Genomic DNA, 24,102 nt, shown 5'->3' on the forward strand with positions numbered 1-24,102 from the left:
AACTTTTTATACGTTACTGCAATAATTTCTTACGTTTCTTGCCAGTATGAGGAGTGGTTATGAATATCAAGGTTGACGCGGTTATACACAGGGATATACAACAGGATAATGATGATTTTCTTTATGATTATTCAAATAAAAATGCATTTAGGCGATTGATCCGCTGCTTTTTTGCTGAAGGTATTTTGAATAAAGATGACCTGAAGTTTATTGGGGTTAATACCCGGTCGGCGACCTTTACTTTACGCGGCAGTAAGGATGTATTGCAGTTTGATGATATTTCCCCGGCACCAGCAAACACATATATTAATAATGGAAATATTTATCTCATTCATTCAAATGGCACGTCCTCCCCGATTACCCAGCCTGACCAGTTAATTGATGTGCTTCGCGCGAGTTTCGACTTTCAGCCGGAAGAGAGCGGCATTCGCGGCCTGAAGAAAGATGTCGGCAACAGTGTGCATCATGATGCGAACGCCCGGCGCCATCGGCGTCATTGGCGTGCCGAAGTGGCTGATGCCATGCAGCAGGAAGGGCAAAAATATTTCACATACTGGTTGCGCCGGCGGTTAAGCATTCGCGATGCGGCCATGTTTCTCGATCAATGGGGCTCGCTGGAAGGCCACCCCTACTATCCGACCTGGAAATCTCGCCCGGGGCTGAGTGATGAAGACGTTCGGCAGTTCTCGCCGGAATTCAACGCCCGCGTGCCGCTGCGTATCGCCGCGCTGCGCCGTGATATGGCCTATATGGAGTGTATGCCGCACGTTGAGGAATTCCATCCGTGGTTTGCTCAGGCATTTCCTGCGCTCTGGCTGGATTGGAAGCAGCGCTTGAATCAACAGGGGCTGGATGAGACGCAGTGGCTCCCGCTGCCTATTCATCGCTGGCATCTGGAAAACTGGGTGAAATCCCATTACGCGGATGAGATCGCCGAAGGGATTTTGCTCACCGACGGCCCCGATCTCCTTACTCTGCCGGGGATGTCGTTCCGTACCGTGTTACCCGTTGAGCCACCGACCTCCCCCTTTATTAAACTGCCTGTCGCCATCTGGATGACCAGTGAAATGCGTAGCCTACAGGCGAAATCGATTCATATGGGGCCACGCATTAGCACCCTTATCGAAGCGATTCTGGAAAAAGAGGGCGGGTTTGAGCAGCGGCTGGCCTTTTTCCGTGAAGAGGCGGCGTTCCACTATAAACACGCGGTTCATCAGGATGATGCGCCGGGTAAACATCTCTCCGTGGTGTTCCGTGATGCCCAGGCCTATGAGCGCACCAACGGCGCGTTGCCGGTGACCGTCGCCACGTTGTTTACGGCGTTGCCCCATTGCGATAGCCCGTTGTTTACCGAGCTGGTGACGCTGTCCGGACTGGGTGTTGAAGACTGGTTCCGCCAATACGTGCGTGCCGTTACCCGCCCGGTTATCGCCATCTATCTGCTGTATGGCATTGGGTTGGAAGCGCATCAACAGAACAGCCAGATCCTCTTTTCGCCGGAAGGCGTGGCACAGGGGGTGTTAATCCGCGATTTCGGCGATGGGCGTACCTACGCGCCGCTGCTGCGCCAGCGTGGTTATCACCTGCAACCCTACATCTGGCCCGGCATTCTGCCTACGGTGTTTGAAGAGGATATCGAGCCGGTACGGATGTTTGTTGTCGATGCCTGTTTTGTCAGCCACTTGCATGAGCTGGCGCTGGCGCTCAGCGCGGCATACGGCGTTGCCGATGCCCGGTTATGGCAGGTGATGAAAGAAGAAACTGACGCCGCTTTTGACGCGGTGAAATCACGCGTCGATAGCGAGCTGTGGCAGACCGAACGCGACATGTTTTTGACCCAGCCCTGGTATACGCGCTCGCTGTTGCGCATGCATATCCAAGAATACCGCGACTATCGGATTCAGCATGGCCTGAGCAACCCTTTCCTCATTGAAGAGGAAAGGCACCGCGTCGGGCCATGATGTTTGGCGATGCCTCCTGTTCACGGCTGAGTGACGGAAGCATCTTTTTTCAGTTCTCATGTTGAGATGGATAAATTTTTTGATGAACGCCAGGAAAAACTTCATTTTGTCTATCAGGAAAGCGTATTTCCCTGCTCCTTCCACGTTGGCAATGGCCGTGGCGGCTGCGCTGGTCGTACCGAGCGATGTCGTCATGGCGGCGCAGGCCGACACGCGCACGCACGATGATGCCACTATAGTGGTTGAAGCCCGCAGCAGTGGGAACGCGCAGGATATGGTGCCCGGCGGCATGTCGGCGCGCGCCTCCAGTACCGGGCTGTTGGGGAAAAAGGACGTCATGGACACGCCGTTTAACGTCAGTAATGTGACCGCCGAATTTATTGAAAATAAACAGGCGCAGACGCTGGGACAGGTGGTCGCGCATGATGCGTCGGTACGGGTGAGCAGCTCGCAAGGGGGGCTGCTGGACTCTTACTATATCCGCGGTTTCCCGTTGAATGAAGGGAACCTGAGCGATATCGCCATGAACGGCGTTTACGGCGTTGCTCCCAACTATCAGTTAATGACGGACTACATCGAACGGGTTGAGGTATTGAAAGGGCCGTCGGCGCTGTTGTACGGACTGTCGCCGAACAGCAGCGTGGGTGGCGTGATTAACGCCGTCACCAAACGTCCGACCACCGTCGGTAATCTGACCCGCTTCACCACCCGTTGGCAGTCCGATTCCCAGATCACACAGCATGCGGATATTTCCCGTGTCTATGCGCTGGAAAATAACAATCTGCTGGGTATCCGTTTTAACGGTAACTATGGCTATGGCGACACGGTGTGGGACGGCAGCGACAAGCGCACGCAGGTCGGTTCGTTGGGGCTGGATTTTTCGTCGGAGCGTTTTCGCGCCACGCTGGATCTCATTACTCAACACCTGAAAACGCGCGCGCCGTCGCGGCCTTATTCGTTTGCGGCTGATGTGACCGTGCCCGACGCGCCGGATGGCAATAACAATATCTCCCAACCGTGGGGATACTGGCATTCCAAAGATCAGTCGGTGCTGCTGCACACGGAATACGATCTGGCGGATAACGTTACCTGGTTTACCGATCTGGGCGGTTCCAGCGCACACGTCAGCCGCCTGTCGGAACAGGTGCCGCAGGTGATCAATAACAACGGCGATATTCGTTCCAACGTCGGGAATTATCGTTTTACGACCAGCCGTTACAATTTGGCGACCGGCATTCGTGCAGATGTGGAAACGGGCTCGGTGACACACAAGCTGTCGGCGCAAACCAGCTATTACCGCGATCGTCAGGCCAGCGGCGTCGTCAGCGGAACGGCGATTGATTCGAATATTTACCGCCCGGTGTTTTCCCCGGAGCAGGATATCGCCGCCCCGAAAAGCGCATACAAGCGTTCTTCCACCGCGTTATCGGGTATCGCGCTGGCGGATACGCTCGGCTTCTGGGACGACACGCTGCAAGTCACGGGCGGGCTGCGCTATCAGCAGATCAGCTCAGATAATTTCGCCGCGCCGGATGGCGGAACGCGCTCTTCCTACGACAAGAGCGCAATCACCCCAATGCTTGGGGTGATTGTAAAACCCTGGCGGAACGTCTCGCTCTACGCCAACTATATCGAAGGGCTGAGTAAAGGGGATGTCGCGCCCACCACGGCGAATAATGCCGGACAGGTACTGACGCCTTATAAGAGCAAACAGTATGAGGCTGGGGTGAAGGTGGAGGCGCTGGGGACAATCTCTACGCTGAGCGTCTTCCAGATCACCAAACCCAGCGGCGCGCTGGTTGACAACACCTTTGTGGAAGCCAACGAACAGCGCAACCGTGGGATCGAGCTGGATGTGGTCGGGTCGCCGCGGGAAGATTTGCGCCTGACCGGCGGCGTCATGTTGCTGGATGCCGAGTTGACCAAAAGCGTGACGCCGGGCGCGCAGGGCAAGCGTGCGCCGGGCACCGCCCGTTTTCAGGCCAACGCCGGGGTGGAATACGATGTGCCGTTCCTGCGCGATCTGACGTTAAACGCCAGCGTTACCCATAACGGGAAACAGCATGTCAACACCACCAATACGCAATCCATTCCTTCCTGGACCACCGTTGATTTCGGGGCGCGTTACAAGACACGCATCTATAACGCGCCCACCACGTTCCGGGCGGATGTTCTCAACGCTTTCGACCGCGATTACTGGTCTGGCGTGACGTCATTCAGCACGGTCTCGCAAGGAACGCCGCGCACGCTGATGCTTTCCGTGGCGGTTGATTTCTAAGGAACCGGGTTTTAAGAAACCAGAGGTTAAGGAGATGGCGATGAGCAACCTGTTTCGCTTTGCAGCAGTATCTTCCCCCACTGTTATGCAGGCCCATTGGCCTGAGAGACTGACGCCTTATCTGGATGGCGAGATTGAGCGGTTTCTTTTCAACTCGCCGCAAAGGCTGTCATGGCTGGTTGAACAGTATGGGTCGCCGCTGAATATTGTCTGGCCGCACACTGTAGCCAACAATGTCGCTGCATTGCGAACGGTGTTGCGACGTCATGACGTCGATTGCCGCCTGTATTACGGCGCGAAGGTGAACAAATCGCCGGGATTGGTGCAAGCGGCTGTCAATACGGGCATCGGCGTGGATGTCTCCAGCTTGCAGGAACTGCGGGACGCTCTGCGCGCCGGCTGTGATGGCGCGCGACTGTGCGCCACCGGCCCGGCGAAAACGCGTGAGTTTCTGACGGAGCTGGTACGCCATCGCGCCCTTATTGTGCTGGACTCGCCGGAAGAGTTCGACGAACTCCTGACGCTTTCGCAGTTGTTACGCGTCACTGAGCCGGTGCGGGTGCTGCTGCGTTATCGCCCCTCGTTCGCGCAGGCCAGCCGGTTTGGTCTGCTGGCCGATGAGATCGCGCGCTGTCTGGCGACGCTGGACGCCAGATCGGATGTGCTGCGTCTGGAGGGGTTCCATTTCCATCTGGGGGGTTATGAACCCGACACGCGCGTGGCGGCATTCACTGAGATTCTGCCGTTACTGGCGCGTGCGCGGGAACAGGGTTTGCAGCCTGTCGTCATAGATATCGGCGGCGGGCTGCCGATCCAATATCTTTCCGCTTCTTGCTATCAGGACTATCTGGCGAAACAGAATGCCGCGGATTACCGCCACGGTCAGGTGCCGGCCTCGTTTTACCCGTATGGCGGCTGGCGCTCGGCAGCCGACTATCTTGAGGCATTTCTGTCAGCCCCGATCGGGCAGGGCAGCGTGGCGGATGTGCTAAAGCAGCACGGCCTGATTCTGGCGATGGAGCCGGGGCGCAGTCTGGCCGATCAAAGTGCGATTACGGTGTTTCGCGTGACGCGCACGCGCCGTCAGCCTGATGGTCACCACGTGGTGTTTGTCGAAGGCAGCAGCTTCAGCGCGTGCGAAACCTGGTTTAACTCTGAGTTCCTGATCGATCCTCTGCATATTTTTTCTGTCAAAAAAGGCGCGCGTCCGACGCCGGGCAAAGCCTGGATCGCCGGACACAGCTGTCTGGACGACGATGTCATTACGAACCGATTGATTCATTTTCGAACCGTGCCGCAGCCCGGCGATTTACTGATTTACGCAAACACGGCGGGATACCAGATGGACCTGCTGGAAAACGCGTTTCATCGGCATCCGCTGCCTGTGCGCCTGTGTGCTTTCAAAGGTAAGAAAGGTGAGCTGATTTTTTCCAGTGATAACTGAATGGAGCAGAACCCATGATCCTGAATAAAGTAACTGACTTGATTGGAAATACACCCGTTATACAAATTCCGGTTCCTTATGGGGATACGCGTTTGTTACTCAAGGTGGAGAAGAATAATCCCGGCGGCAGTATGAAAGATCGCATGGCGCGCAACATGATCGTCGCGGGATTAAAGTCAGGTAAAATCCGTCCCGGCGGCACCATTGTCGAATCGTCGTCGGGCAATACCGGCATCGGTCTGGCGCTGGCGTCAATTGAGTTCGGCCTGCGTTTTATCGCCGTCGTCGATCATCACGCGGCACAGGACAAGATCGCCATCATGCGCGCGCTCGGCGCTGAGATTCGCTATGTCTCCGGGGATTACGGCGAAGATGAAGTGGCGGTCGTGGAGCGTCAGCGTACGGCGGCGCAGCTGGCGCAGGAGATCCCCGGCGCGGTGTTTATGAACCAGTCGGACAACGCGGCGAATGCTGGCGGCTATGCCGATTTTGTGCGCGAGCTATTCAGCCAGATTGGCAAAATTGACGCCTTTGTCGGCTGCGTGGGCACCGGCGGATCGATGACCGGTATTTCGCACGGTCTGAAAGTCCATAACCCGGATATCACGACGATTGCCGTCGAGCCGGTCGGCTCCATTGTCTTCGGCCATCCCGGCAAGCCCTACTATCAGTCCGGCACGGGAACGCCCGCGGGGGACACCGTAGGGCTGGTGTTGGATTACAGCTGCATTGACTATGGCGAACAGGTGTCGGATACGCAGGCGTTTGAAACCGCGCGCTATGTCGCACGGCACTACGGTCTGCTGGTCGGCGGCTCGACGGGCGGCGTCATTTATAAAGCGTTGGAGCTGATCTATCAGGATCGCATTGGTGGCAATGTGGTGCTGGCGATCGCCGACGGGGGTGAAAAATACCTGCACACGGTGTTTAACGAAGAGTGGCTGGCGGCGCGTAATCTGACGGATAGCGGCGTATGGCACGATCTGGATCGCTGGCTGGGCAACGCGATTTCTCTGGAGCAGGCGAGTTAAGGAGTCAAGGATGACTAGAACGCTTAACGTGGTGATTTGCGGGGCCGGGAAGACCGGCCATCTCACCACGGTACTGTTTAAGCAACGACCAGACGTCAAGGTGACGTTACTGGGCGGCGATCCCCGTTTGCCGGAAATCTATCAGCAGCACGGCAAACGGCTATACGCGCAACTGCCCAATGGCAAAACGCTGACGGCGACGCCGGACTGCGTCACCCACGACCCGGCTGAAGCCTGTCGCGATGCGGATGTTGTGATTATCACCGTTCCCGCCAATTTCCGCGCCGGCTTGCTGGCGCGCATCGCCGCGCATCTCCCTACGGATAAGCCGGTCTATGTCGGGGCGATCCCCGGTTTTTGCGGTTTTGACTGGCTGGCTGAGCGGGAACTGGCCACGCGCCCAAACGCGGTGATTTGGGGAATGAAGGACGTCGCGCACATTGCGTTCGATTTGCTGCCGGGCCAGTCGGTCAAAATGGGCGGCGAAAAGGCCACGCTGTATGTCGCTACGCACCGACGCGAAAATGCGGCGAGCCAACAGGCGCTGGTGGCTAGGTTGCAGCGGCTCTACGCCGCGCCGGTGGTGTTATTGCCGGACTATTTAGAGATCACGCTGACGCCGGGCAACCCGATTATGCACAGTGCGGTGATTTACGGTCTGATCGGTCCCTATGGCCAGTGGTATGCCCGACCGCTCTCGCAGCCGCTGTGCTGGTGGAATGATTGCCCGGAACTCGGCGCCTATTATCTGGAACGCATGGATGAAGAGAACCAGCGGCTGTGTGCGGCGCTGGCGTCGCGGCTTGGCGTGCGGCTGGAGTCGGTGCTGCCGCTCAAGCAGGAGATTATCGATGCCTATGGCGATCAGATTGCCGATGCGCATACGATGCTCTCCGTGCTGCGCACCAATCAAGCCTATCACGGTATTGGTCTGCCGCTGCGAAAGCGGGAGGCAGGCGGGTACGAGTTTGATACGCAGCATCGGGTGTTTCAGGAAGATATCGCCTACGGGCTGAGTCTGCTGGTGACGATTGCGGAGAACCTGGCCGTTAGCGTGCCGTATATTGAAGAAGTTTACCGGTGGTGCAGTGATTATATGGGCATGTCCACACAGGCGCGCCCTGACTACTTCCCGCAACACTGGCTGACGTGATGAGAATGATTGCAATGATGACCGTGGCCGGAATGAGGCAGGGGAACGCCGTGAAAGCGGAAGGAATTGACGCATGCGCTTGAGTGGGCAGGTCGCGTTCATTATCCACTTTATGTTTGTCGTACAGCTGGTGGCGATGGGGGCGATGGAGATGAGCGGGCCGTTCTGGCCGCTGCATCTGGAAAGCATGTCGTCCGGCGCTGAACTGAGCATCGCGGGGATTGCCGTGTACGTCGGCCCGATGTTGGGTATTATGCTGACCAGCGCCTTCTGGGGGCGCATGGGCGACCGGCTGGGCAATAAAGCCATGATGATCCGCGCGCTGTTCGGGTTGGCGTTGACCCAGCTCGGGCTGGCTTGGGCAAATGATATCTGGACGATCGTCGCCCTGCGTTTTATTCAGGGCGCCTGTGCGGGCTATATCGCGCCGGCGCAGGCCTACGGTGTCGCCGTCGTCAGCCCGTTGCAGCGCACGCGGCTGTTTGCCTGGCTTCAGGTTTCCACCAACGTGGGATCGCTGCTGGGGGCGATTGTCGGCGGGTTGATTCTCGATTACCTGAATTTCTTCTGGATTAACCTGAGTGCCGCGATCCTGTGCGCCCTGTGCGGCATTACCGTGGCGCTGTTCCTGCCCTATGTCGCACCGGCGGCACCGCCAGCGGACGCGCAGAAGAAAGAGCAAGACGCCCCCCGCAAACGGCTCTGGGCGCTGTCGCCGATCTCCGGTCTTTTGCTGATTTCCGGCCTGCTGCTGACCAGCCGCATGATCCCGCAAACGCCGTTTTCCCTGTATATGGACGGCGTCTTTCAGGTGGATAAGTGGATTATCGGCCTGTGCTATGGCTTGCAGGCGACCGGCGTGATTGTTTCCGCGTCACTGTGGGCGCGCTATTTTGAAAACCTGACGTTGCCGCAGACGCTGGGCCGTCTGTGCCTCGTGATGCTGGCCTGCGCCCTGGTGACATTGATCGCCGCCACGATGCTGAATATCGCGATTTTCATTCCGCTCTATTTCCTGTGGGGGGTATTGCTGGGGGCGACGACGCCCGTTCTGATGGCGCTGATCTCCCGCGCGGCGGGCGCCGGGCAGCAGGGGTACATTCTCGGCGTGGCGCAAAGCGTCAGCCAGTTTGCGTCGATTCTGGGCATTTCTTTGGGCGGACTCGTTCTCTACTCCCCCGGACTCCGTTCGCTGTTCTTCTGTGTCAGTGCGGCGTATCTGGTGACATTTATGATTTCGCTGATGCTGCTGCGACGGCTGCGGATACCGGCGGAAAAACATGACTCTCTCTCGACGAAGGGAAATACCGAAAATGTGTAATTGTTGGACGCGGCAGCCTTGCCGTTGGTTATTACTGAGTGCGCTATTGATGGTCTGCCTGTCGCCGTTGGCGGGGCAGGCGCAACAAACGCCAACCGTCATCAGGGATGTTTTGGGGCGAGAGGTCAAGGTCAACACGCCGGTACAGCGCGTCATGCTGGGGGAGGGGCGTCAGCTCTATCTGGTCGCGATGCTCGACAGAGACGATCCGGCCAAACGGATTGTCGCCTGGCGGCGCGACCTGATCCAGTCCGATCCGGCGACATGGCATCAATACCGCGATCGTTTTCCTCAACTGGCGCAGATCCCCACGTTCGACGGCACGGAGAAAGGCACATTCGACGTGGAACAGGCGGTGTCGCTGAAGCCGGATGTGATCATTATGAACATTGAGGCGCAGCGGGCGATTGTCGATGCGGGCTATGACCGGATATTGAACAGCGTCGGCATCCCGATCGTGTATGTCGATTTCCGTTATCACCCGCTGGAAAATACCGCGCCGACCCTGCGTCTGTTCGGCAAGCTGTTTCATCAGGAAGCGCGTGCCGAAGCGTTTCTCGCGTTTCGCGAGGCGCAGCTGAAACGCGTTTCCGACGTGCTTGCCGCGAAGCACCCGCGTCCGCCGCGCGTGTTCATTGAGCGGCTGGGGGGCTATACCGACGAGTGTTGCCTGACGTTCGGCCCGGATAACTTCGGTAAATTCGTGCAGCTGGCCGGGGGGGATAACGTGGCCGCGAAAAACGCGCCGGGTACGTTTATGCAGATGCACCCCGAACAGGTGATTGTGGAAAACCCGGAGGTCGTGGTGATCACCAGCGGGAACTTTGACGCTTTTGTTCCCGGTGGCCGCTGGATCGGGCTGGGGCCGGGGCAGGATATGACGGAAGGGCGTCAGCGGCTTGAGTGGTTTCTGGGACGACCCGCCTATACCAACACCCTCGCGAAACAGAAACGCGCGTTCCATGCCATTTGGCACCAGTTTTACAACAGTCCCTATGATTTTATCGCGATTCAGCAACTGGCCGAGTGGTTCCACCCGACACTGTTTCACGATCTGAATGCGGATAAGACCTTCCGTCAGCTTCATCAGCAGTTTTTACCGGTTGACTATCAACCGGGCTATTTCGTCAGTCTTACGCAGTAAATGATGAAGCGACGCCGGCGCAGCGCGCCGGACGACGCGCAATTGTTACGTCAGGAGGTGGAGAATGTTTGACGATATGACTTACCACATTGCCCTTACGCCCGTGCAGTTTCTACGTCCCTCTGAAAACGTTGATATGTTGAACGTGGAATGCCTGATGGAGGACATTTGTCGCTGCGGTTGCTGGACAACGCCCGTACCCATAGAGAAAGAAACCGGTATTATCATGGACGGCAATCATCGGCTGCGCGCCGCAACGGCGTTGGGATTAAAGCGCATCCCCTGTGCGCTGCTCGATTATGACGACCCGCGCGTGTCCGTTTTTCACTGGAAAACCGGACAGCCTTTTTGCAGGGGCCTGATTATGCAGACGATTATGGCGGAGAAAAGTCTGTTTCCCTACAAGACGACCCGTCATTGTTTCCAGCCAGCGTTGCCTTCGGTAAGCGTTGTGCTCGACGCGCTCATGCGTTAATCACTTCACGCCGTCGCCCTGAGTGTGGACGACGCTATCCGCCCGCTTTGTTTTTCTCCTGTTTTTGCCGCGCCGCCGTCTTTTTATTGACGGTGGCGCAACTATAATCTTCACGTATTGCCTGCCGCTTTTATGGTGCGACAGCGCAGGAACTGATTGATTCCACGAATTTTAATATGCTTTGTAACAATTTTGCCTAGAATATATACCAGAAATGGCTGTCAGTAATGTACCGGTTTCTGAACAATAGTGGCATCGGCGCTATTACGCCTTTGGAGAAAGAAAATGCAAGAGAACTACAAAATTCTGGTTGTCGATGACGACATGCGTTTACGTGCGCTGTTAGAGCGTTATCTGACCGAGCAGGGTTTTCAGGTACGTAGCGTAGCGAATGCTGAACAGATGGACCGCTTACTAACGCGTGAATCCTTTCACCTCATGGTGCTGGATCTGATGCTGCCGGGAGAGGACGGGTTGTCCATCTGCCGCCGTTTACGCAGCCAGAGCAACCCCATGCCGATCATTATGGTGACGGCGAAAGGGGAAGAGGTGGATCGTATCGTCGGGCTGGAAATCGGTGCGGACGACTATATTCCCAAACCGTTTAACCCGCGCGAGCTGCTGGCCCGCATCCGTGCGGTGCTGCGTCGTCAGGCGAACGAACTGCCGGGAGCGCCATCGCAGGAAGAAGCGATTATCGCGTTCGGTAAATTCAAGCTGAATCTTGGCACGCGCGAAATGTTCCGCGATGATGAGCCTATGCCGTTAACCAGCGGTGAGTTCGCCGTGCTTAAGGCGCTGGTGAGCCACCCGCGTGAGCCGCTGTCCCGCGATAAGCTGATGAATCTGGCGCGCGGCCGCGAATACAGTGCGATGGAGCGTTCCATCGACGTACAAATTTCCCGTCTGCGCCGCATGGTGGAAGAGGATCCGGCCCACCCGCGCTACATCCAGACGGTGTGGGGCCTTGGCTACGTGTTTGTCCCGGACGGCAGTAAGGCATGATGCGATGGCGTTTTTCTCCGCGCAGTTCCTTTGCCCGGACGTTGCTACTGATTGTCACGCTATTGTTCGTCAGTCTGGTCACCACTTATCTGGTGGTGCTCAACTTTGCCATTTTACCCAGTTTACAGCAGTTCAATAAGGTACTGGCATACGAAGTAAGAATGCTGATGACGGACAGCCTGCAATTGGAGGATGGTTCCACGCTTGAGGTGCCACCCGCGTTCCGGCGTGAAATTTACCGCGAATTGGGGATATCGCTCTATACCAATGCCGCGGCGGAAGAAAGTGGCCTGCGTTGGGCGCAGCATTATCGGTTTCTGAGCGACCAGATGGCGCAGCAACTTGGCGGCCCGACGGAAGTGCGCGTTGAAGTCAGCAAGAACACCCCGGTGGTGTGGCTGAAAACCTGGCTATCGCCGGATATCTGGGTACGCGTTCCCCTTACTGAAATTCATCAGGGCGACTTCTCTCCGCTCTTTCGCTATACGCTGGCGATTATGCTGTTGGTGATTGGCGGCGCGTGGCTGTTTATCCGGGTGCAGAACCGGCCATTGGTGGAACTGGAACATGCCGCGTTGCAGGTCGGTAAGGGCATTATTCCGCCGCCGCTGCGAGAGTATGGCGCATCGGAGGTCCGTTCGGTGACCCGGGCCTTTAATCAGATGGCCTCCGGCGTGAAATTACTGGCCGATGACCGCACGCTGCTGATGGCGGGCGTCAGTCACGATCTGCGCACACCGCTGACGCGAATTCGTCTGGCGACCGAAATGATGGGCAAGGAAGACGACTATCTGGCGGAGTCGATCAATAAGGACATTGAAGAGTGTAATGCGATTATTGAGCAGTTCCTTGATTACCTGCGTACCGGACAGGAAATGCAGACGGAAGTGACTGACCTGAACGCGATTATGGGTGAAGTGGTGGCATCGGAAAGTGGTTATGAACGCCAGATTGACAGCGAGTTTGCCACGGGCGATTTGCTGGTGCGCGTCAGCCCGCTTTCGATAAAGCGCGCGGCGTTGAATCTGGTGGTGAATGCGGCGCGTTACGGTGATGGCTGGATAAAAGTCAGCACCGGGCGTGAGTTACAGCGAGCCTGGTTTCAGGTTGAAGATGACGGGGAGGGTATCGCCCCCGATCAGCTCAAGCACCTGTTCCAGCCCTTTGTGCGCGGCGATAGCGCGAGAACCACCAGCGGCACCGGGCTGGGGCTGGCGATTGTTCAGCGTATTATCGATGCCCACAACGGCATTCTGGATGTCAGCGCCAGCGAGCGCGGCGGGCTTTGTGTCCGTGCCTATTTGCCGCTGTTGACGGACACCCCGACGGATAACGGCGTCGCGGAAGAGTCATAGGATTAATGACGATCGTTTAAGAACCGAGATACAGGGAGCAACCACGGGGTGAGGTGTCCCTGCGGGAACTTCATCCCCGTGTTTCTCCTAAAATGAGACTTAGGCTACCAGCATGAGTTATCAGCATCTTTATTAAGTCCTAAAATACGAAAAGGCGCGGATTCCGCGCCTTTTCTCTTTGTGGTTCTCGTTAATGCTTAGCGCTTCGGCCCTGCTTTCACCAGCGCCGCGCCTGCTGGCGCATCGGTGTATTTTTCAAAGTTAGTGATAAAACGCTGCGCCAAATCTTCTGCCTTTTCCTGCCACTGCGCGATGTCCGCATAGGTGTCACGCGGGTCGAGAATGTCAGGGTTGACGCCGGGCAGAGACGTTGGGATGGCCAAATCGAAGATCGGCAGCGTCTGCATTTCCGCGTCATCAATGCTGCCGTTCAGAATGGCGTCAATAATCCCGCGCGTATCCTTGATTGATATACGCTTCCCGGTTCCGTTCCAGCCCGTATTAACCAGATACGCCTGTGCGCCGACGGCCTTCATACGTTTCACCAGCACTTCGGCATACTGCGTTGGGTGCAGCATCAGGAACGCTGCGCCGAAGCAGGCGGAAAACGTCGGCGTCGGTTCCGTTACGCCGCGTTCGGTTCCCGCCAGTTTGGCGGTAAAACCAGACAGAAAATGGTACTGCGTCTGATCGGACGTCAGGCGGGATACCGGCGGCAACACCCCGAAGGCATCAGCCGTCAGAAAAATCACTTTGGTGGCATGGCCCGCTTTGGAAACCGGTTTGACGATGTTCTGAATGTGGTAGATCGGGTAAGAGACGCGCGTGTTTTCAGTTTTGGAGCCGTCATTGAAGTCTACGCTGCCGTCTGCCAGTGCGGTGACGTTCTCCAGTAACGCATCGCGTTTGATGGCGCCAAAGATATCCGGCTCCGCCTCTTTGGACAACTTGATGGTTTTGGCATAGCAGCCTCCTTCAAAGTTGAAGACGCCATCGTCATCCCAGCCGTGCTCGTCATCACCAATCAGTTGACGTTTCGGATCGGTGGAGAGGGTGGTTTTGCCGGTGCCGGACAGACCGAAGAAGATCGCGACATCGCCCTGCTCGCCGACGTTTGCCGAGCAGTGCATAGAAGCGATGCCTTTTAGCGGCAACAGGTAGTTCATGATCGAGAACATCCCTTTCTTCATTTCGCCGCCGTACCAGGTCCCGCCGATCAACTGGATTCGTTCTGTCAGATTGAAGGCGACAAAATTCTCAGAGTTCAGCCCCTGTTCCTGCCAGTTCGGGTTAGTGCATTTTGCGCCGTTCATCACAACGAAATCCGGCTCGAAGCCTTCCAGCTCTTCCTCGCTCGGGCGGATAAACATGTTTTTAACAAAATGCGCCTGCCAGGCGACCTCGGTGATGAAACGCACGCTGAGCCGGCTGTCCGGGTTAGCGCCGCAAAAGGCGTCAATGATGAACAATCGTTTGCCCGACAGCTGCGTCGTAACTAGCTGCTTAAGGTGCGTCCAGGTTTCCTGGCTTAATGGGTGGTTATCGTTCTTACCTTTCCCCTGATCGGACCACCACACGGTATCGCGGGTGACGTCGTCGCGCACGATGTATTTGTCTTTCGGGGAGCGCCCCGTAAAGATGCCGGTATCGACGGCGATGGCGCCCAATTGCGTCTCAATACCACGTTCATAGCCTTGCAGGGTTGGGGAGCGTTCTTCTTCGAAAAGCTGTTCATAGCTGGGGTTGTAGACAATATCGCGGATATTCTGGATTCCATAAGCGGCTAAGGCTTGTGAGGTGACACCTGTGCTCTGCATATTGCAACTCCTCAAGTGATAGTCGTACTAATAAACATTGTAGGGAGTGAGCTTATTTTAACCGCGATAGCAATCATAAAATTAAATAAATTCATTAATAACTTTGCTTATTCATAGCGTTGAAAAAGTGATCGATATGGTCTACGCAGGGGGGAGTAAACACGATAAAAGCGGGTACTTGCGTACCCGAGAGAACATTAATGCAATAGATTTCTTGATGATTCTTGCCGGATCGCGCGAATGTCCAGTGAGTTAAACGAGTAGTGTGTGCCGCAGTAGTCACAGTGCATATCGATTTCACCATCCTGTTCGATCATCTCATTCACTTCCTGATCGGACAGCGTCATTAATGCATTCGCGCAGCGATCGCGTGAACAGTGACAGTGGAATTCGACGTCCTGCGGTTCGTAAACCGTCACCTCTTCCTGATGGTAAAGGCGGTACAGCACCTCGGTGGCTGGCAGGGTAAATAGCTCCTCGGCTTTGACCGTGGTGGTTAACTGCGTCAGATGCTCGAAATCATGACGATCGGCATCCTGAGCAGGCAATACCTGAAGCAGCATGCCTGCGGCCTTCAGCTCGCCGTCGTGTTCCCCGGTACGGATAAATAACCGCGTCGGCAACTGCTCGGACTGTTGGAAATAGCTCTCCAGACATTCGGCAACGGTGTCACCGTCTAAACCGACGACGCCTTGATAGCGCTCGCCTTCCGTCGGCGTAATGGTAATCACCAGATAACCGTTGCCGACCATCTCTTTCAGCGAACTTCCCGACGGGATATCCCCTTGCAGGCGGGCAACGCCGCGCATCTGCTGCCGGTGGTTGCCATTAATGACCGCCAGTTTCAGCGGGCCATCGCCCTGAAGCTGCACGGTAATGTCGCCGCTGAATTTCAGCGTTGCGGTCAGCAGGCTGGTGGCGACCAGCATTTCGCCCAGCAGCGTCTGCACGGCAGCCGGATAGTCGTGGTTGGTCAGAATACGTTGATAGGTGTCGTTAACCGTCACCAGCTCGCCGCGAACGGCATAATTTTCAAACAGGTAACGATGTAATTGGTCATGGGCCATAATGTTTTCTCGTTGTGGTGCAGCGATCGCCAACGTGACATAGGCCAGCAGTCTGCTGACCAACACATGAAGGACGAAGCGTTATTCCCGATCGCTGTATTTAAATTTAATCAGATCGCGCCGCTCTTTTTTATCAGGGCGCCGATCCGGGTGTGGCATCGTCAGCGCATTCATTTTTCGCGCCCGCGCCAGCTTTTCGCGTTTCTCAATGCTTTCAGCTGTTTCCTGATACAGTGACTGCGCCTCAGTTGCGCTCCTGCGCTGACCGCTGATGGCCAAAATGATCACGGTGCGTTCATCATTTCCCTGACGCAGCTGAATCTCGGCATTCCGTTCGACCTGTTTGCCTGGCTTACCACGCTGTCCGTTGTAGTGGACTTTGCCGCCTTCGATCATCTCCCGGGCAATCGCCCGGGTTTTATAGAAACGGGCCGCCCACAGCCATTTGTCCAGACGAACGGCGTCGTCGCTATGCTCGGTTGATTTCACCATAAATCCCCCTGATTCCCCCTCAGGCCACCTGCATTATCCGGCGTTAACGGAATGACGCAGGGCTGGTAGCAGCGCAAGGTAGTCGTTCATTGACGGATGTTGCAGAAAGGTCTTTTCCTGCTGGCCGGAGTCTGGATTGCGAACGCCCAGACAGTAACGGATGCCGAAGGTTTTCGCGGCGTCCAGAATCGGCTCGCTGTCATCCACAAACAGCGTTCTGGCCGGGTCAAAGCCGGTTTGTTGCTGCACGGCCTGCCATAAACGCTGGTTTTCTTTCGGATACCCATAAGTATGGGTGGAAAGTAATAAATCAAGGTACTGATCAAGCCCGGTATGTTCGATTTTCACCGCCAGACCATGAGGATGGGCATTGGTCAGCAGGATGGTCTCTTTGCCGCACTCGCGCAGCGCGGCTAAAAAAGGCGTGGTGTCATCACGCAGACGCGCGCGCGCGCCGATATCCGTCGTCATTTGATAGATATCCAGATCCAGACACGCTGTCCAGTAATCGAAACAGTACCAGTTTAGCGTGTGTTGAACGGCCTGATATTCCCGCTTGATAAGCTGCCGGGCCTGCTCAAGACTGATGCGACGTTTTTCGCTGAGCGATTGCGGCACCCAGTGAAGCCAGAAATAGTTGTCAAACGCCAGATCGAGCAGCGTGCCATCCATATCCAGTATGACGGTGTCGATATTGCGCCAGTTGATGTGGGAATTCATAACGACTCCAGATGTTGCGCGCTGGCATTGAGTGACGCAGCGAACGCGCTGTCATGACGGGAAACCCGACGAGCAGGTTAGCATAACCGCGGGCGCGGCACGATGGCGCTAACGGGGCAACAGCGGGCGACTCTCCGGTGGCGAATCTGTCATCATATTGAATCTTGAAGCGTAATAGCGCTGAATGTTGGCAACCCGCCGCTGGCTTTTGCGCATTTTAATGCTGACCAGAACCATATTGACGATAAAAACCGTGGAGAAAAGCAGCAGCAGCAGGCAACTGCCGAAGTAGCGCCACACGGTGATGACATCCGGTTCGCTATGCAGGCTGATGTGCTGTGTCCCATTGGCGTCGGTGCTGAGCTGAGTGATAACGCCTGTGGCATTAAATGGGGTGTGTAACAACATCGCGGAAAGCCGCTGGAGTTCCTGCCACTGCTCGGATGGGCGATACTCATTGAGCGGCATGGGGGGCAGTGGATGGTTAACAAACTGCCGGCCTTCCTCGCTGCGGATCAGGAAGCCGCCGGGCGGGGGACTGTTTAGCGAATCCGCCGCGTTATTGATTTCCTGATAGAAAAACAGCTCGGTGGAGCTATTGACCAGCGCTTCCAGCGTTTCTGCGCTAACGGGGGGCAGCACCACATTCATGCCTTTCAGCTTGCCGGAATTGGCATCTTTTACCAGCGTGTTCCAGTTTTTAACGTCACTCAGGTTGACCAGCGCGTTCTTGAGGCGGGAACACTCGTTTTCCTGTGCGCACAAATCCTGTGTTTTCAGAACGACTTCTGCGAAATTTTTCAGCAGGATCAGCCCGGATTTCTGGATTGTGGAGGCCAGGGGCGAACTGACCTGATCTTCTTGATTCGCTTGCGGATGGAGCTGGCTGTTTACTGCGTTAAGCAGCGCGGACGCTTTTTCAATCGTCTCGGATTCCGGCAGCGGCAACGGTGCGGCTATGTTCCAGTAAATCGCGGAACAGTCGAAAGGGCTAAACGCATAGGGTGACGGCGTTGCAACGGGATGAATACCGGCAGGGACGTAGCACATGCCGTTACCACGCACAGACAGCGTATCGCCAATCCTGAGAGACATTTTTTCCAGATCGCTTACCTTTTTCACTTCGATATTCTGTGCTCCCTGAAGCCAGGCCATACTCAGTTTTAACGGCAGCTCAAGCGGCACGTTGATGACAAGAATAATCAGGCAGAATAATGAACCTGCGGCCAACAGCAGATTTTTTCCCCAATGCTGTAGCGGAAAATTCTTGACTTCGTCATGCAGGGAAAGGTGTTCTCCCTGGCGGATAACCTGCCGGTTGAGATAAATATCTACGTCCGTTTTCTCCCCCAGACTCTGCGTAATATAGGGTTGCCAGTGCGGGGGATAGATCAGGTCGATGTTTCCGAGAGAAATATTACCGAGCGGCCCCTGATGGGATTCACCAAACAGCCCCAACCCCCGCGGTGTACCGTGAAGGCAGTGCACATCGCGCAATTCTTGCTTAGACGGCGAACGAAAAAGTTGCCACAGGCTCCAGACTGCCAGCAGCGCCGCGGTGCCAATCAGCCAGGGGAGCAGAACGATAGGGCTATTGAGACTGATGAACAGAAGCAGAAAGGACAGACTGAGCACCGCCGTTTCCTTTAGCCCTCTGGAATGGTGAATCGCGTGCTCTTCACGCGTTTCTTTGCGGATAGTGACCAGTTCCGCGTGTTCACTGTCCTCCTGACGGATAGACGCGTTCAGCGCCGGCATTTCGGACGGCAACGGGGCTAGCGGACGATCGTCAAGGCACTCGATCAATGAGTGCCCATTCAGGGAGATAACCAGCGGGATTGAACGTGTTTTGATCAGTTCTATCGTATTATTTTCGGTAATATATTGTTCCCAACAGGGAGGCAGGTGGATTTCCTGCCGATCAATATAGTAACGCCATTTATTTTGAACATCGGTACTCAGACCATAGCGCGTGATGGTATGCGTAATGGGATAAACCCGATTGCTTTGCAGGGAGCGCGGCAGTTTTGGCTGTGCGTTAGGGGTATCAAGCGGCGTGGTTCGCTGGCTGTTTTCCTGCGCCAGATAGCGCTCAACGGCATAGCGTTCTTCTTCGGTTAGCCGTCGCGGTAACGATTGCGAAACAGGCAGAGGAGGAATGGATAGAAAACGGCGGCGCATGCGATAGACGACAACCCCCCCGGCAATGATTAGACAGGCAAACAATATGGCCAATATAGTGGATATTGTGCTCATCTTATCTCCAATTCCAAAACGCGATGCTAATCCTCCTTGTCTTTGTCGGAGTTTAACAAAATTATATCGCTGATGATAACCCGCATGACGTTGTTTTTTAAATTGATACTGAAATCAATCGCACAAGGCGATGATTGTAACGTGTAAAAAACACGGCTTGAATGAGGATAATCCTATTTTTTTTAAATGGTTGACTTTGGGCGGCGGCTTTTCATACAGAGTCAGAGTGTATCCTGTATGTTGCTTACAGGTAAATTTATCGTCACGACAGTTGCAGCGAAGGTGACTGTTAACGCACAATGCGGACAGGATTCACAAGACTCTTTACGATTTCTTCTCATCAACGGCATGCCGTATTCAGGTATCGGTAAACGTCACTTCTCGTGTGGGTTGGGCTAAGGTGCTGTTCTGGTCGTAATTCTCTGGGAGGCCACAATGAGTCATAACCTGCAAAAACCTAAAATCCTCAAGGTGGAAACGATCGCGCGTTCGCGCCTGTTCAACGTTGAGTCAGTCGATCTTGAATTCAGCAACGGGGTCCGTCGGGTGTATGAACGGATGCGATCAAGCGGCCGGCAGGCGGTGATGGTGGTGCCGATCATTGACGATTCGCTGTTGTTGATCCGCGAATATGCCGTCGGCATTGAAGAATACGAGTTGGGGTTCCCCAAGGGGTTGATCGACCCGGGTGAAACCGTTTTTGAAGCGGCTAACCGCGAACTGATGGAAGAGGTCGGCTTTGGCGCGGAACGACTGGAATTGCTGGCGACGCTAACCATGGCGCCCTCCTATTTTTCCAGCCAGATGAACATTGTGATTGCACGTGGATTGTACCCGCAGCACCGTGAAGGCGATGAGCCAGAACCGATGCCGCAGGTTCGCTGGCCGGTAGAAAACATGATGTCGCTGTTGCAGGAGCCTGATTTCAATGAAGCGCGCAACGTTAGCGCGCTGTTTCTGGCCCAGGACTGGTTACATCGCCAAACCCGCTAACGGTGATTTTATCGCACGTTACGCATAGGGCGCGGTTTCCCGCGCCCTATTTGCATGACCGAATCGCTTCCTGAAATCAGAACAACTCTTCGCTTTGTCCGTTATCCATCAACGTCGTGCCGACCTCGTGCACTTCATACTCTTTCGGCTCGGTGCCTTCAATGAAGTATTCGCTACGGCTGTTTCCCCCTCCGCTGGAGAGTTTGCCGCTGCTGCGATCGATCACCACGCTGACGATACCGGGCGGCGGCGACAGCGGTTGTTCCGGCACGCCGTCCAGCGCGGCTTTCATAAAGTCATCCCAGGCCGGTTGGGCCGATTTCGCCCCGCCTTCATAGCCGGAGATCTGATCTTTAATGACGCCGGATGCGCTGCTGGCGCCCAGATTACGGCGGTGATCGTCAAAGCCAATCCAGACTGAGGTCACCAAATCCGGGCCATAACCGGAGAACCAGGCATCTTTGGCGCTGTTGGTCGTCCCCGTTTTGCCGCCGATATCGCGGCGTTTCAAATCACGACCTGCACGCCAGCCTGTTCCCATCCAACCCGGCTCGCCGAAGATATTACTGTTTAACGCATCTTTAATCAGAAAGGCCAGCGGCGTGCTGATCACGTGAGGCGCGTAAGGCTGCGCCACGTTTTTTTGCGCAGCCTCAGGCGTGACGGGCTCTAACTCTGGCTGAGGCAGCCCTTGCGGCGGCGCTTCATTTGAAGTAGCAACATCTTCAACATTCGTGGTTGCCAGCACCGGAGAACGCGGTGTTTCACCATATACCAGCGGCAGATTACAGGTATCGCAGACGACTTTCGGCGTAGCAGAGAAAACCGCATTGCCCGTTTCATCTTCAATTCGGGTAATCAGGTAGGGATCGACCAGATAGCCGCCGTTCGCCATGACAGCATAACCACGCACCACCTGTAGCGGCGTAAACGACGGTGCCCCAAGCGCCAGCGATTCCGTATGGACGATATTCTGCGCAGGGAAGCCGAAACGTTGCAGGTATTCCGCCGCGTAATCGACGCCCATGGCGCGCATGGCGCGGACCATTACGACGTTTTTGGATTGTCCAAGCCCTTGCCGCAAACGGATTGGGCCATCATAGCTCGCCGGTGAGTTTTTGGGACGCCAGTCAGAGCCTGCGCCGGCATCCCAGCGGGTAATCGGCACGTCGTTCAGAATCGTTGCCAGCGTCAGCCCTTTGTCCATCGCCGCGGTATACAAAAACGGTTTGATGTTGGAGCCAATCTGGCGTAGCGCCTGCGTCGCGCGGTTGAACTTACTGTGGTTGAAATCGAAACCGCCGACCAGCGCTTCTATCGCCCCGTCTTTAGGGTTGAGCGAAACGATGGCCGAATTGACGTCCGGCACCTGTGCCAGCCACCAGTCATCGTTGACTTTGCGCACCCAGACTTGCTGCCCTGCCTGTACCACGTCTGTGACCCGTTTCGGCGTTGGCCCTTGCTGAGTGTCGGAACGATAGGGGCGCGCCCAGCGCATGCCTGACATCGGCAGGGCAATATTGCTGCCGTCGGACAGGAGCGCAATCGCGTTTTCAGACGTGGTGCTGGTGATGATGGCCGGGTAGAGCGGTCCATAGACGGGCAGCGCTTTCAGCGTGGCGATCATCTTTGCCTGATCCCAGACGCTTTCTCCGACTTTCCACAACACTTTGCCTGGGCCGCGATAACCGTGGCGCATGTCATAGGCGAGAACGTTATTGCGCAACGCTTCTTGCGCGGCCATTTGCCGTTTTTGGGTGATGGTTGTGTAGACTTTATAACCGTCGTTATACGCATCTTCGCCGTAGCGCTTCACCATCTCCTGCCGCACCATTTCCGCGACATAGGGCGCGGAAAAGGAAATTTTGGGCGCGTGATAATTTGCGACCAGCTTTTCATTGCGCGCTTCATTGTATTGCGCCTGCGTGATGTAGTTTTCATCCTTCATGCGGGCAAGCACCACGTTGCGGCGGGCAACGGCGCGATCGTAAGAATAGAGCGGATTGAATGTTGATGGCGCTTTCGGCAAACCCGCGATCATCGCCATTTCGCTCAGCGTCAATTGATCAACCGGGCGGCCGAAGTAGACATGTGCCGCTGCGCCTACGCCATAGGCGCGATAGCCGAGATAGATCTTGTTCAGATAGAGCTCAAGGATTTCATCTTTAGTCAGCATTTGCTCGATACGGATAGCCAGAAACACCTCTTTGATTTTGCGGATCAGGGTGCGCTCCGGGCTCAGGAAGAAATTCCTGGCGAGCTGCTGCGTAATGGTACTGGCTCCCTGAGAAGCGTGACCGGAAGTGAGCGCGATAGAGGCGGCGCGGATAATCCCAACGGGGTCGACACCGTGGTGATCGTAGAAGCGGCTGTCTTCTGTCGCGATAAACGCATGTACCAGTTCAGGAGGCATCTGGTTCAGCTTGAGCGGGATACGGCGTTTTTCGCCAAACTGGGCGATCAGTTCGCCGTCGGCGCTGTAAACCTGCATTGGTGTTTGCAGACGGACGTCTTTCAGCGTGGCGACGTCGGGCAGTTGGGGTTCGACATAGCGGTACAAACCATATATCGAGGCGGTTCCCAACAGAATGCAACAGACTGCAAGGATGAGTAAATACTTTACGAACTTCACCTGAGATTTTCCATTCAGTAGCGTTTGGATAGTTTATAAACAATTGAGCGCTAGTATAAAGGTAAGCCAGCACTGTGGATACGTTTAGATAAGGAAATCGGGTTGAACATGGCTTATCACATCTGGCGGGTTGGGTTAGATATACAAAACGGCTGTATGCGCGCGCTGGCGGTTCAGCACCGTCGTTATGGCTGGCAACTTCGTCAGTGGTGGCAATATCCACTGCCGGACGATACGTTACGCGCGGGTAGTCTACACCATACCGACGCGCTTTGTGAGGCCTTGCGCAAATGGCGCCGCCAACTGCCCGGCCATATTTCACTGCGGGTAGGGTTTCCCGCTCAGTTGATTTTACAGCAGCGACTACCGCTCCCCGATCGCCGTTTGCAAGAGCCGGAGCACAGCATGTATCTCGAAACGATGGCAGCGCGCAATCTGCCCGTCAGCCGTGGTTCGCTAGCGATAGACTATCGGGAAGATCCCCATTCGCCCGGGGCGTTACTGGTAACGGCGGCACGTCGGCAGGAAATCGACGTCTGGCTGGCGTGCCTGAATAATGCAGGGCTGCGCCCGGATGTTCTTGAGGTTTCAACGTGTGCGCTGCGCACGATGGCACAGTTGGCGAGGCTGGCGTCTGACCGCTTGTTCTTGCATCGCCTGCCGGACGGCTGGCTGTGGGTTTCGCCGCTGAACCAGGCTTTTCAGTCGGGCGTCATACCCCTTGATGAGATTGACGAGGGCGCGGATATTTTATCGATTGTGAGTACTCGCTATCATCATGATGTCGGGAGTGTCGCCTATTACTCCGGTGTTGACGACGCCACCTGCCTACAGCAAACCGATCTGCTATCGTGGTCGCCTTTCACGGTATTTAACCAGATGCAACCACCGCTACCGGTATTTCCTCCCGCTTTTGTCATTGCCTGTGGCCTGGCATTACGCCCTGAGGATTCCTGAC

At 55.7% G+C, this 24,102-nt stretch carries 18 protein-coding genes; 12 read left to right on the top strand and 6 right to left on the bottom strand.

Features of this window, described 5'->3' with window-relative positions:
- Window positions 1-59 precede the first annotated feature (59 nt).
- From EDC54_RS12495 to envZ, 10 genes are all read left to right on the top strand, one after another.
- On the top strand, window positions 60-1,961 hold the full coding sequence (locus tag EDC54_RS12495; protein ID WP_132456673.1) for an IucA/IucC family protein: 1,902 nt from the start codon (window positions 60-62) through the stop codon (window positions 1,959-1,961).
- Window positions 1,962-2,043: 82 nt separating this feature from the next.
- On the top strand, window positions 2,044-4,239 hold the full coding sequence (locus EDC54_RS12500) for a TonB-dependent receptor (protein ID WP_132456676.1): 2,196 nt from the start codon (window positions 2,044-2,046) through the stop codon (window positions 4,237-4,239).
- A gap of 40 nt (window positions 4,240-4,279) precedes the next feature.
- On the top strand, window positions 4,280-5,683 hold the full coding sequence (locus EDC54_RS12505; RefSeq protein ID WP_132456679.1) for a Y4yA family PLP-dependent enzyme: 1,404 nt from the start codon (window positions 4,280-4,282) through the stop codon (window positions 5,681-5,683).
- A 14-nt stretch (window positions 5,684-5,697) separates the two neighbouring features.
- Window positions 5,698-6,714 carry a PLP-dependent cysteine synthase family protein gene (locus EDC54_RS12510; protein WP_132456682.1) on the top strand — a complete coding sequence of 339 codons (1,017 nt, stop codon included), beginning with the start codon at window positions 5,698-5,700 and terminating at the stop codon, window positions 6,712-6,714.
- Between the two features lie 10 nt (window positions 6,715-6,724).
- A complete protein-coding gene (locus EDC54_RS12515; RefSeq protein ID WP_132456685.1) occupies window positions 6,725-7,867 on the top strand; it encodes an NAD/NADP octopine/nopaline dehydrogenase family protein in 1,143 nt (380 codons plus the stop codon).
- A 73-nt stretch (window positions 7,868-7,940) separates the two neighbouring features.
- On the top strand, window positions 7,941-9,188 hold the full coding sequence (locus EDC54_RS12520; protein WP_132456688.1) for an MFS transporter: 1,248 nt from the start codon (window positions 7,941-7,943) through the stop codon (window positions 9,186-9,188).
- The gene (locus tag EDC54_RS12525; RefSeq protein ID WP_132456691.1) at window positions 9,181-10,332 is read left to right on the top strand and encodes an ABC transporter substrate-binding protein; all 1,152 of its coding nucleotides are present in this window, start codon (window positions 9,181-9,183) and stop codon (window positions 10,330-10,332) included. The genes EDC54_RS12520 and EDC54_RS12525 overlap by 8 nt, the downstream gene beginning before the upstream one ends.
- Before the next feature lie 64 nt (window positions 10,333-10,396).
- Window positions 10,397-10,807 (top strand): ParB N-terminal domain-containing protein, encoded by a 411-nt coding sequence (locus EDC54_RS12530; RefSeq protein ID WP_132456694.1) that lies wholly within the window; start codon window positions 10,397-10,399, stop codon window positions 10,805-10,807.
- Window positions 10,808-11,092: 285 nt separating this feature from the next.
- A complete protein-coding gene (gene ompR / locus EDC54_RS12535; protein ID WP_005969424.1) occupies window positions 11,093-11,812 on the top strand; it encodes an osmolarity response regulator transcription factor OmpR in 720 nt (239 codons plus the stop codon).
- On the top strand, window positions 11,809-13,167 hold the full coding sequence (envZ, locus tag EDC54_RS12540) for a two-component system sensor histidine kinase EnvZ (RefSeq protein ID WP_132456697.1): 1,359 nt from the start codon (window positions 11,809-11,811) through the stop codon (window positions 13,165-13,167). Before ompR ends, envZ begins: the two co-directional genes overlap by 4 nt.
- Window positions 13,168-13,364: 197 nt before the next feature.
- On the opposite strand, the gene pckA is transcribed toward envZ, so the two are convergent.
- From pckA to EDC54_RS12565, 5 genes are all read right to left on the bottom strand, one after another.
- Entirely contained in the window at window positions 13,365-14,984 is a 1,620-nt protein-coding gene (gene pckA, locus EDC54_RS12545; RefSeq protein WP_132456700.1) for a phosphoenolpyruvate carboxykinase (ATP), read from the bottom strand.
- A 197-nt stretch (window positions 14,985-15,181) separates the two neighbouring features.
- Window positions 15,182-16,051, bottom strand: coding sequence for an Hsp33 family molecular chaperone HslO (gene hslO, locus EDC54_RS12550; protein WP_132456703.1), 870 nt, complete (start codon window positions 16,049-16,051; stop codon window positions 15,182-15,184).
- A gap of 81 nt (window positions 16,052-16,132) precedes the next feature.
- The gene (gene hslR / locus EDC54_RS12555; protein ID WP_132456706.1) at window positions 16,133-16,543 is read right to left on the bottom strand and encodes a ribosome-associated heat shock protein Hsp15; all 411 of its coding nucleotides are present in this window, start codon (window positions 16,541-16,543) and stop codon (window positions 16,133-16,135) included.
- Between the two features lie 33 nt (window positions 16,544-16,576).
- The gene (gene yrfG, locus EDC54_RS12560; RefSeq protein ID WP_132456709.1) at window positions 16,577-17,263 is read right to left on the bottom strand and encodes a GMP/IMP nucleotidase; all 687 of its coding nucleotides are present in this window, start codon (window positions 17,261-17,263) and stop codon (window positions 16,577-16,579) included.
- Window positions 17,264-17,371: 108 nt separating this feature from the next.
- A complete protein-coding gene (locus tag EDC54_RS12565) occupies window positions 17,372-19,519 on the bottom strand; it encodes an intracellular growth attenuator family protein (protein WP_132456712.1) in 2,148 nt (715 codons plus the stop codon).
- A gap of 435 nt (window positions 19,520-19,954) precedes the next feature.
- Between EDC54_RS12565 and nudE the strand changes: the two genes are divergently transcribed.
- On the top strand, window positions 19,955-20,512 hold the full coding sequence (gene nudE, locus EDC54_RS12575) for an ADP compounds hydrolase NudE (protein WP_132456715.1): 558 nt from the start codon (window positions 19,955-19,957) through the stop codon (window positions 20,510-20,512).
- A gap of 76 nt (window positions 20,513-20,588) precedes the next feature.
- Here nudE and mrcA read toward each other — a convergent pair whose 3' ends face one another.
- Window positions 20,589-23,144 carry a peptidoglycan glycosyltransferase/peptidoglycan DD-transpeptidase MrcA gene (gene mrcA, locus EDC54_RS12580; protein WP_132456718.1) on the bottom strand — a complete coding sequence of 852 codons (2,556 nt, stop codon included), beginning with the start codon at window positions 23,142-23,144 and terminating at the stop codon, window positions 20,589-20,591.
- Window positions 23,145-23,252: 108 nt separating this feature from the next.
- On the opposite strand from mrcA, the gene pilM reads away from it, so the two are divergent.
- Window positions 23,253-24,101, top strand: a complete 849-nt coding sequence (gene pilM, locus EDC54_RS12585) for a type IV pilus biogenesis protein PilM (RefSeq protein WP_132456722.1) — start codon at window positions 23,253-23,255, stop codon at window positions 24,099-24,101.
- Window position 24,102 lies beyond the last annotated feature (1 nt).

This window comes from Samsonia erythrinae (assembly GCF_004342665.1).
Lineage (GTDB): Bacteria > Pseudomonadota > Gammaproteobacteria > Enterobacterales > Enterobacteriaceae > Samsonia > Samsonia erythrinae.

Coding starts and splice junctions, on each gene's coding strand:
- EDC54_RS12495 (WP_132456673.1), top strand. CDS start 60: ATGAATATCAAGGTTGACGCGGTTATACACAGGGATATACAACAGGAT.
- EDC54_RS12500 (WP_132456676.1), top strand. CDS start 2,044: ATGAACGCCAGGAAAAACTTCATTTTGTCTATCAGGAAAGCGTATTTC.
- EDC54_RS12505 (WP_132456679.1), top strand. CDS start 4,280: ATGAGCAACCTGTTTCGCTTTGCAGCAGTATCTTCCCCCACTGTTATG.
- EDC54_RS12510 (WP_132456682.1), top strand. CDS start 5,698: ATGATCCTGAATAAAGTAACTGACTTGATTGGAAATACACCCGTTATA.
- EDC54_RS12515 (WP_132456685.1), top strand. CDS start 6,725: ATGACTAGAACGCTTAACGTGGTGATTTGCGGGGCCGGGAAGACCGGC.
- EDC54_RS12520 (WP_132456688.1), top strand. CDS start 7,941: ATGCGCTTGAGTGGGCAGGTCGCGTTCATTATCCACTTTATGTTTGTC.
- EDC54_RS12525 (WP_132456691.1), top strand. CDS start 9,181: ATGTGTAATTGTTGGACGCGGCAGCCTTGCCGTTGGTTATTACTGAGT.
- EDC54_RS12530 (WP_132456694.1), top strand. CDS start 10,397: ATGTTTGACGATATGACTTACCACATTGCCCTTACGCCCGTGCAGTTT.
- ompR (WP_005969424.1), top strand. CDS start 11,093: ATGCAAGAGAACTACAAAATTCTGGTTGTCGATGACGACATGCGTTTA.
- envZ (WP_132456697.1), top strand. CDS start 11,809: ATGATGCGATGGCGTTTTTCTCCGCGCAGTTCCTTTGCCCGGACGTTG.
- pckA (WP_132456700.1), bottom strand. CDS start 14,984: ATGCAGAGCACAGGTGTCACCTCACAAGCCTTAGCCGCTTATGGAATC.
- hslO (WP_132456703.1), bottom strand. CDS start 16,051: ATGGCCCATGACCAATTACATCGTTACCTGTTTGAAAATTATGCCGTT.
- hslR (WP_132456706.1), bottom strand. CDS start 16,543: ATGGTGAAATCAACCGAGCATAGCGACGACGCCGTTCGTCTGGACAAA.
- yrfG (WP_132456709.1), bottom strand. CDS start 17,263: ATGAATTCCCACATCAACTGGCGCAATATCGACACCGTCATACTGGAT.
- EDC54_RS12565 (WP_132456712.1), bottom strand. CDS start 19,519: ATGAGCACAATATCCACTATATTGGCCATATTGTTTGCCTGTCTAATC.
- nudE (WP_132456715.1), top strand. CDS start 19,955: ATGAGTCATAACCTGCAAAAACCTAAAATCCTCAAGGTGGAAACGATC.
- pilM (WP_132456722.1), top strand. CDS start 23,253: ATGGCTTATCACATCTGGCGGGTTGGGTTAGATATACAAAACGGCTGT.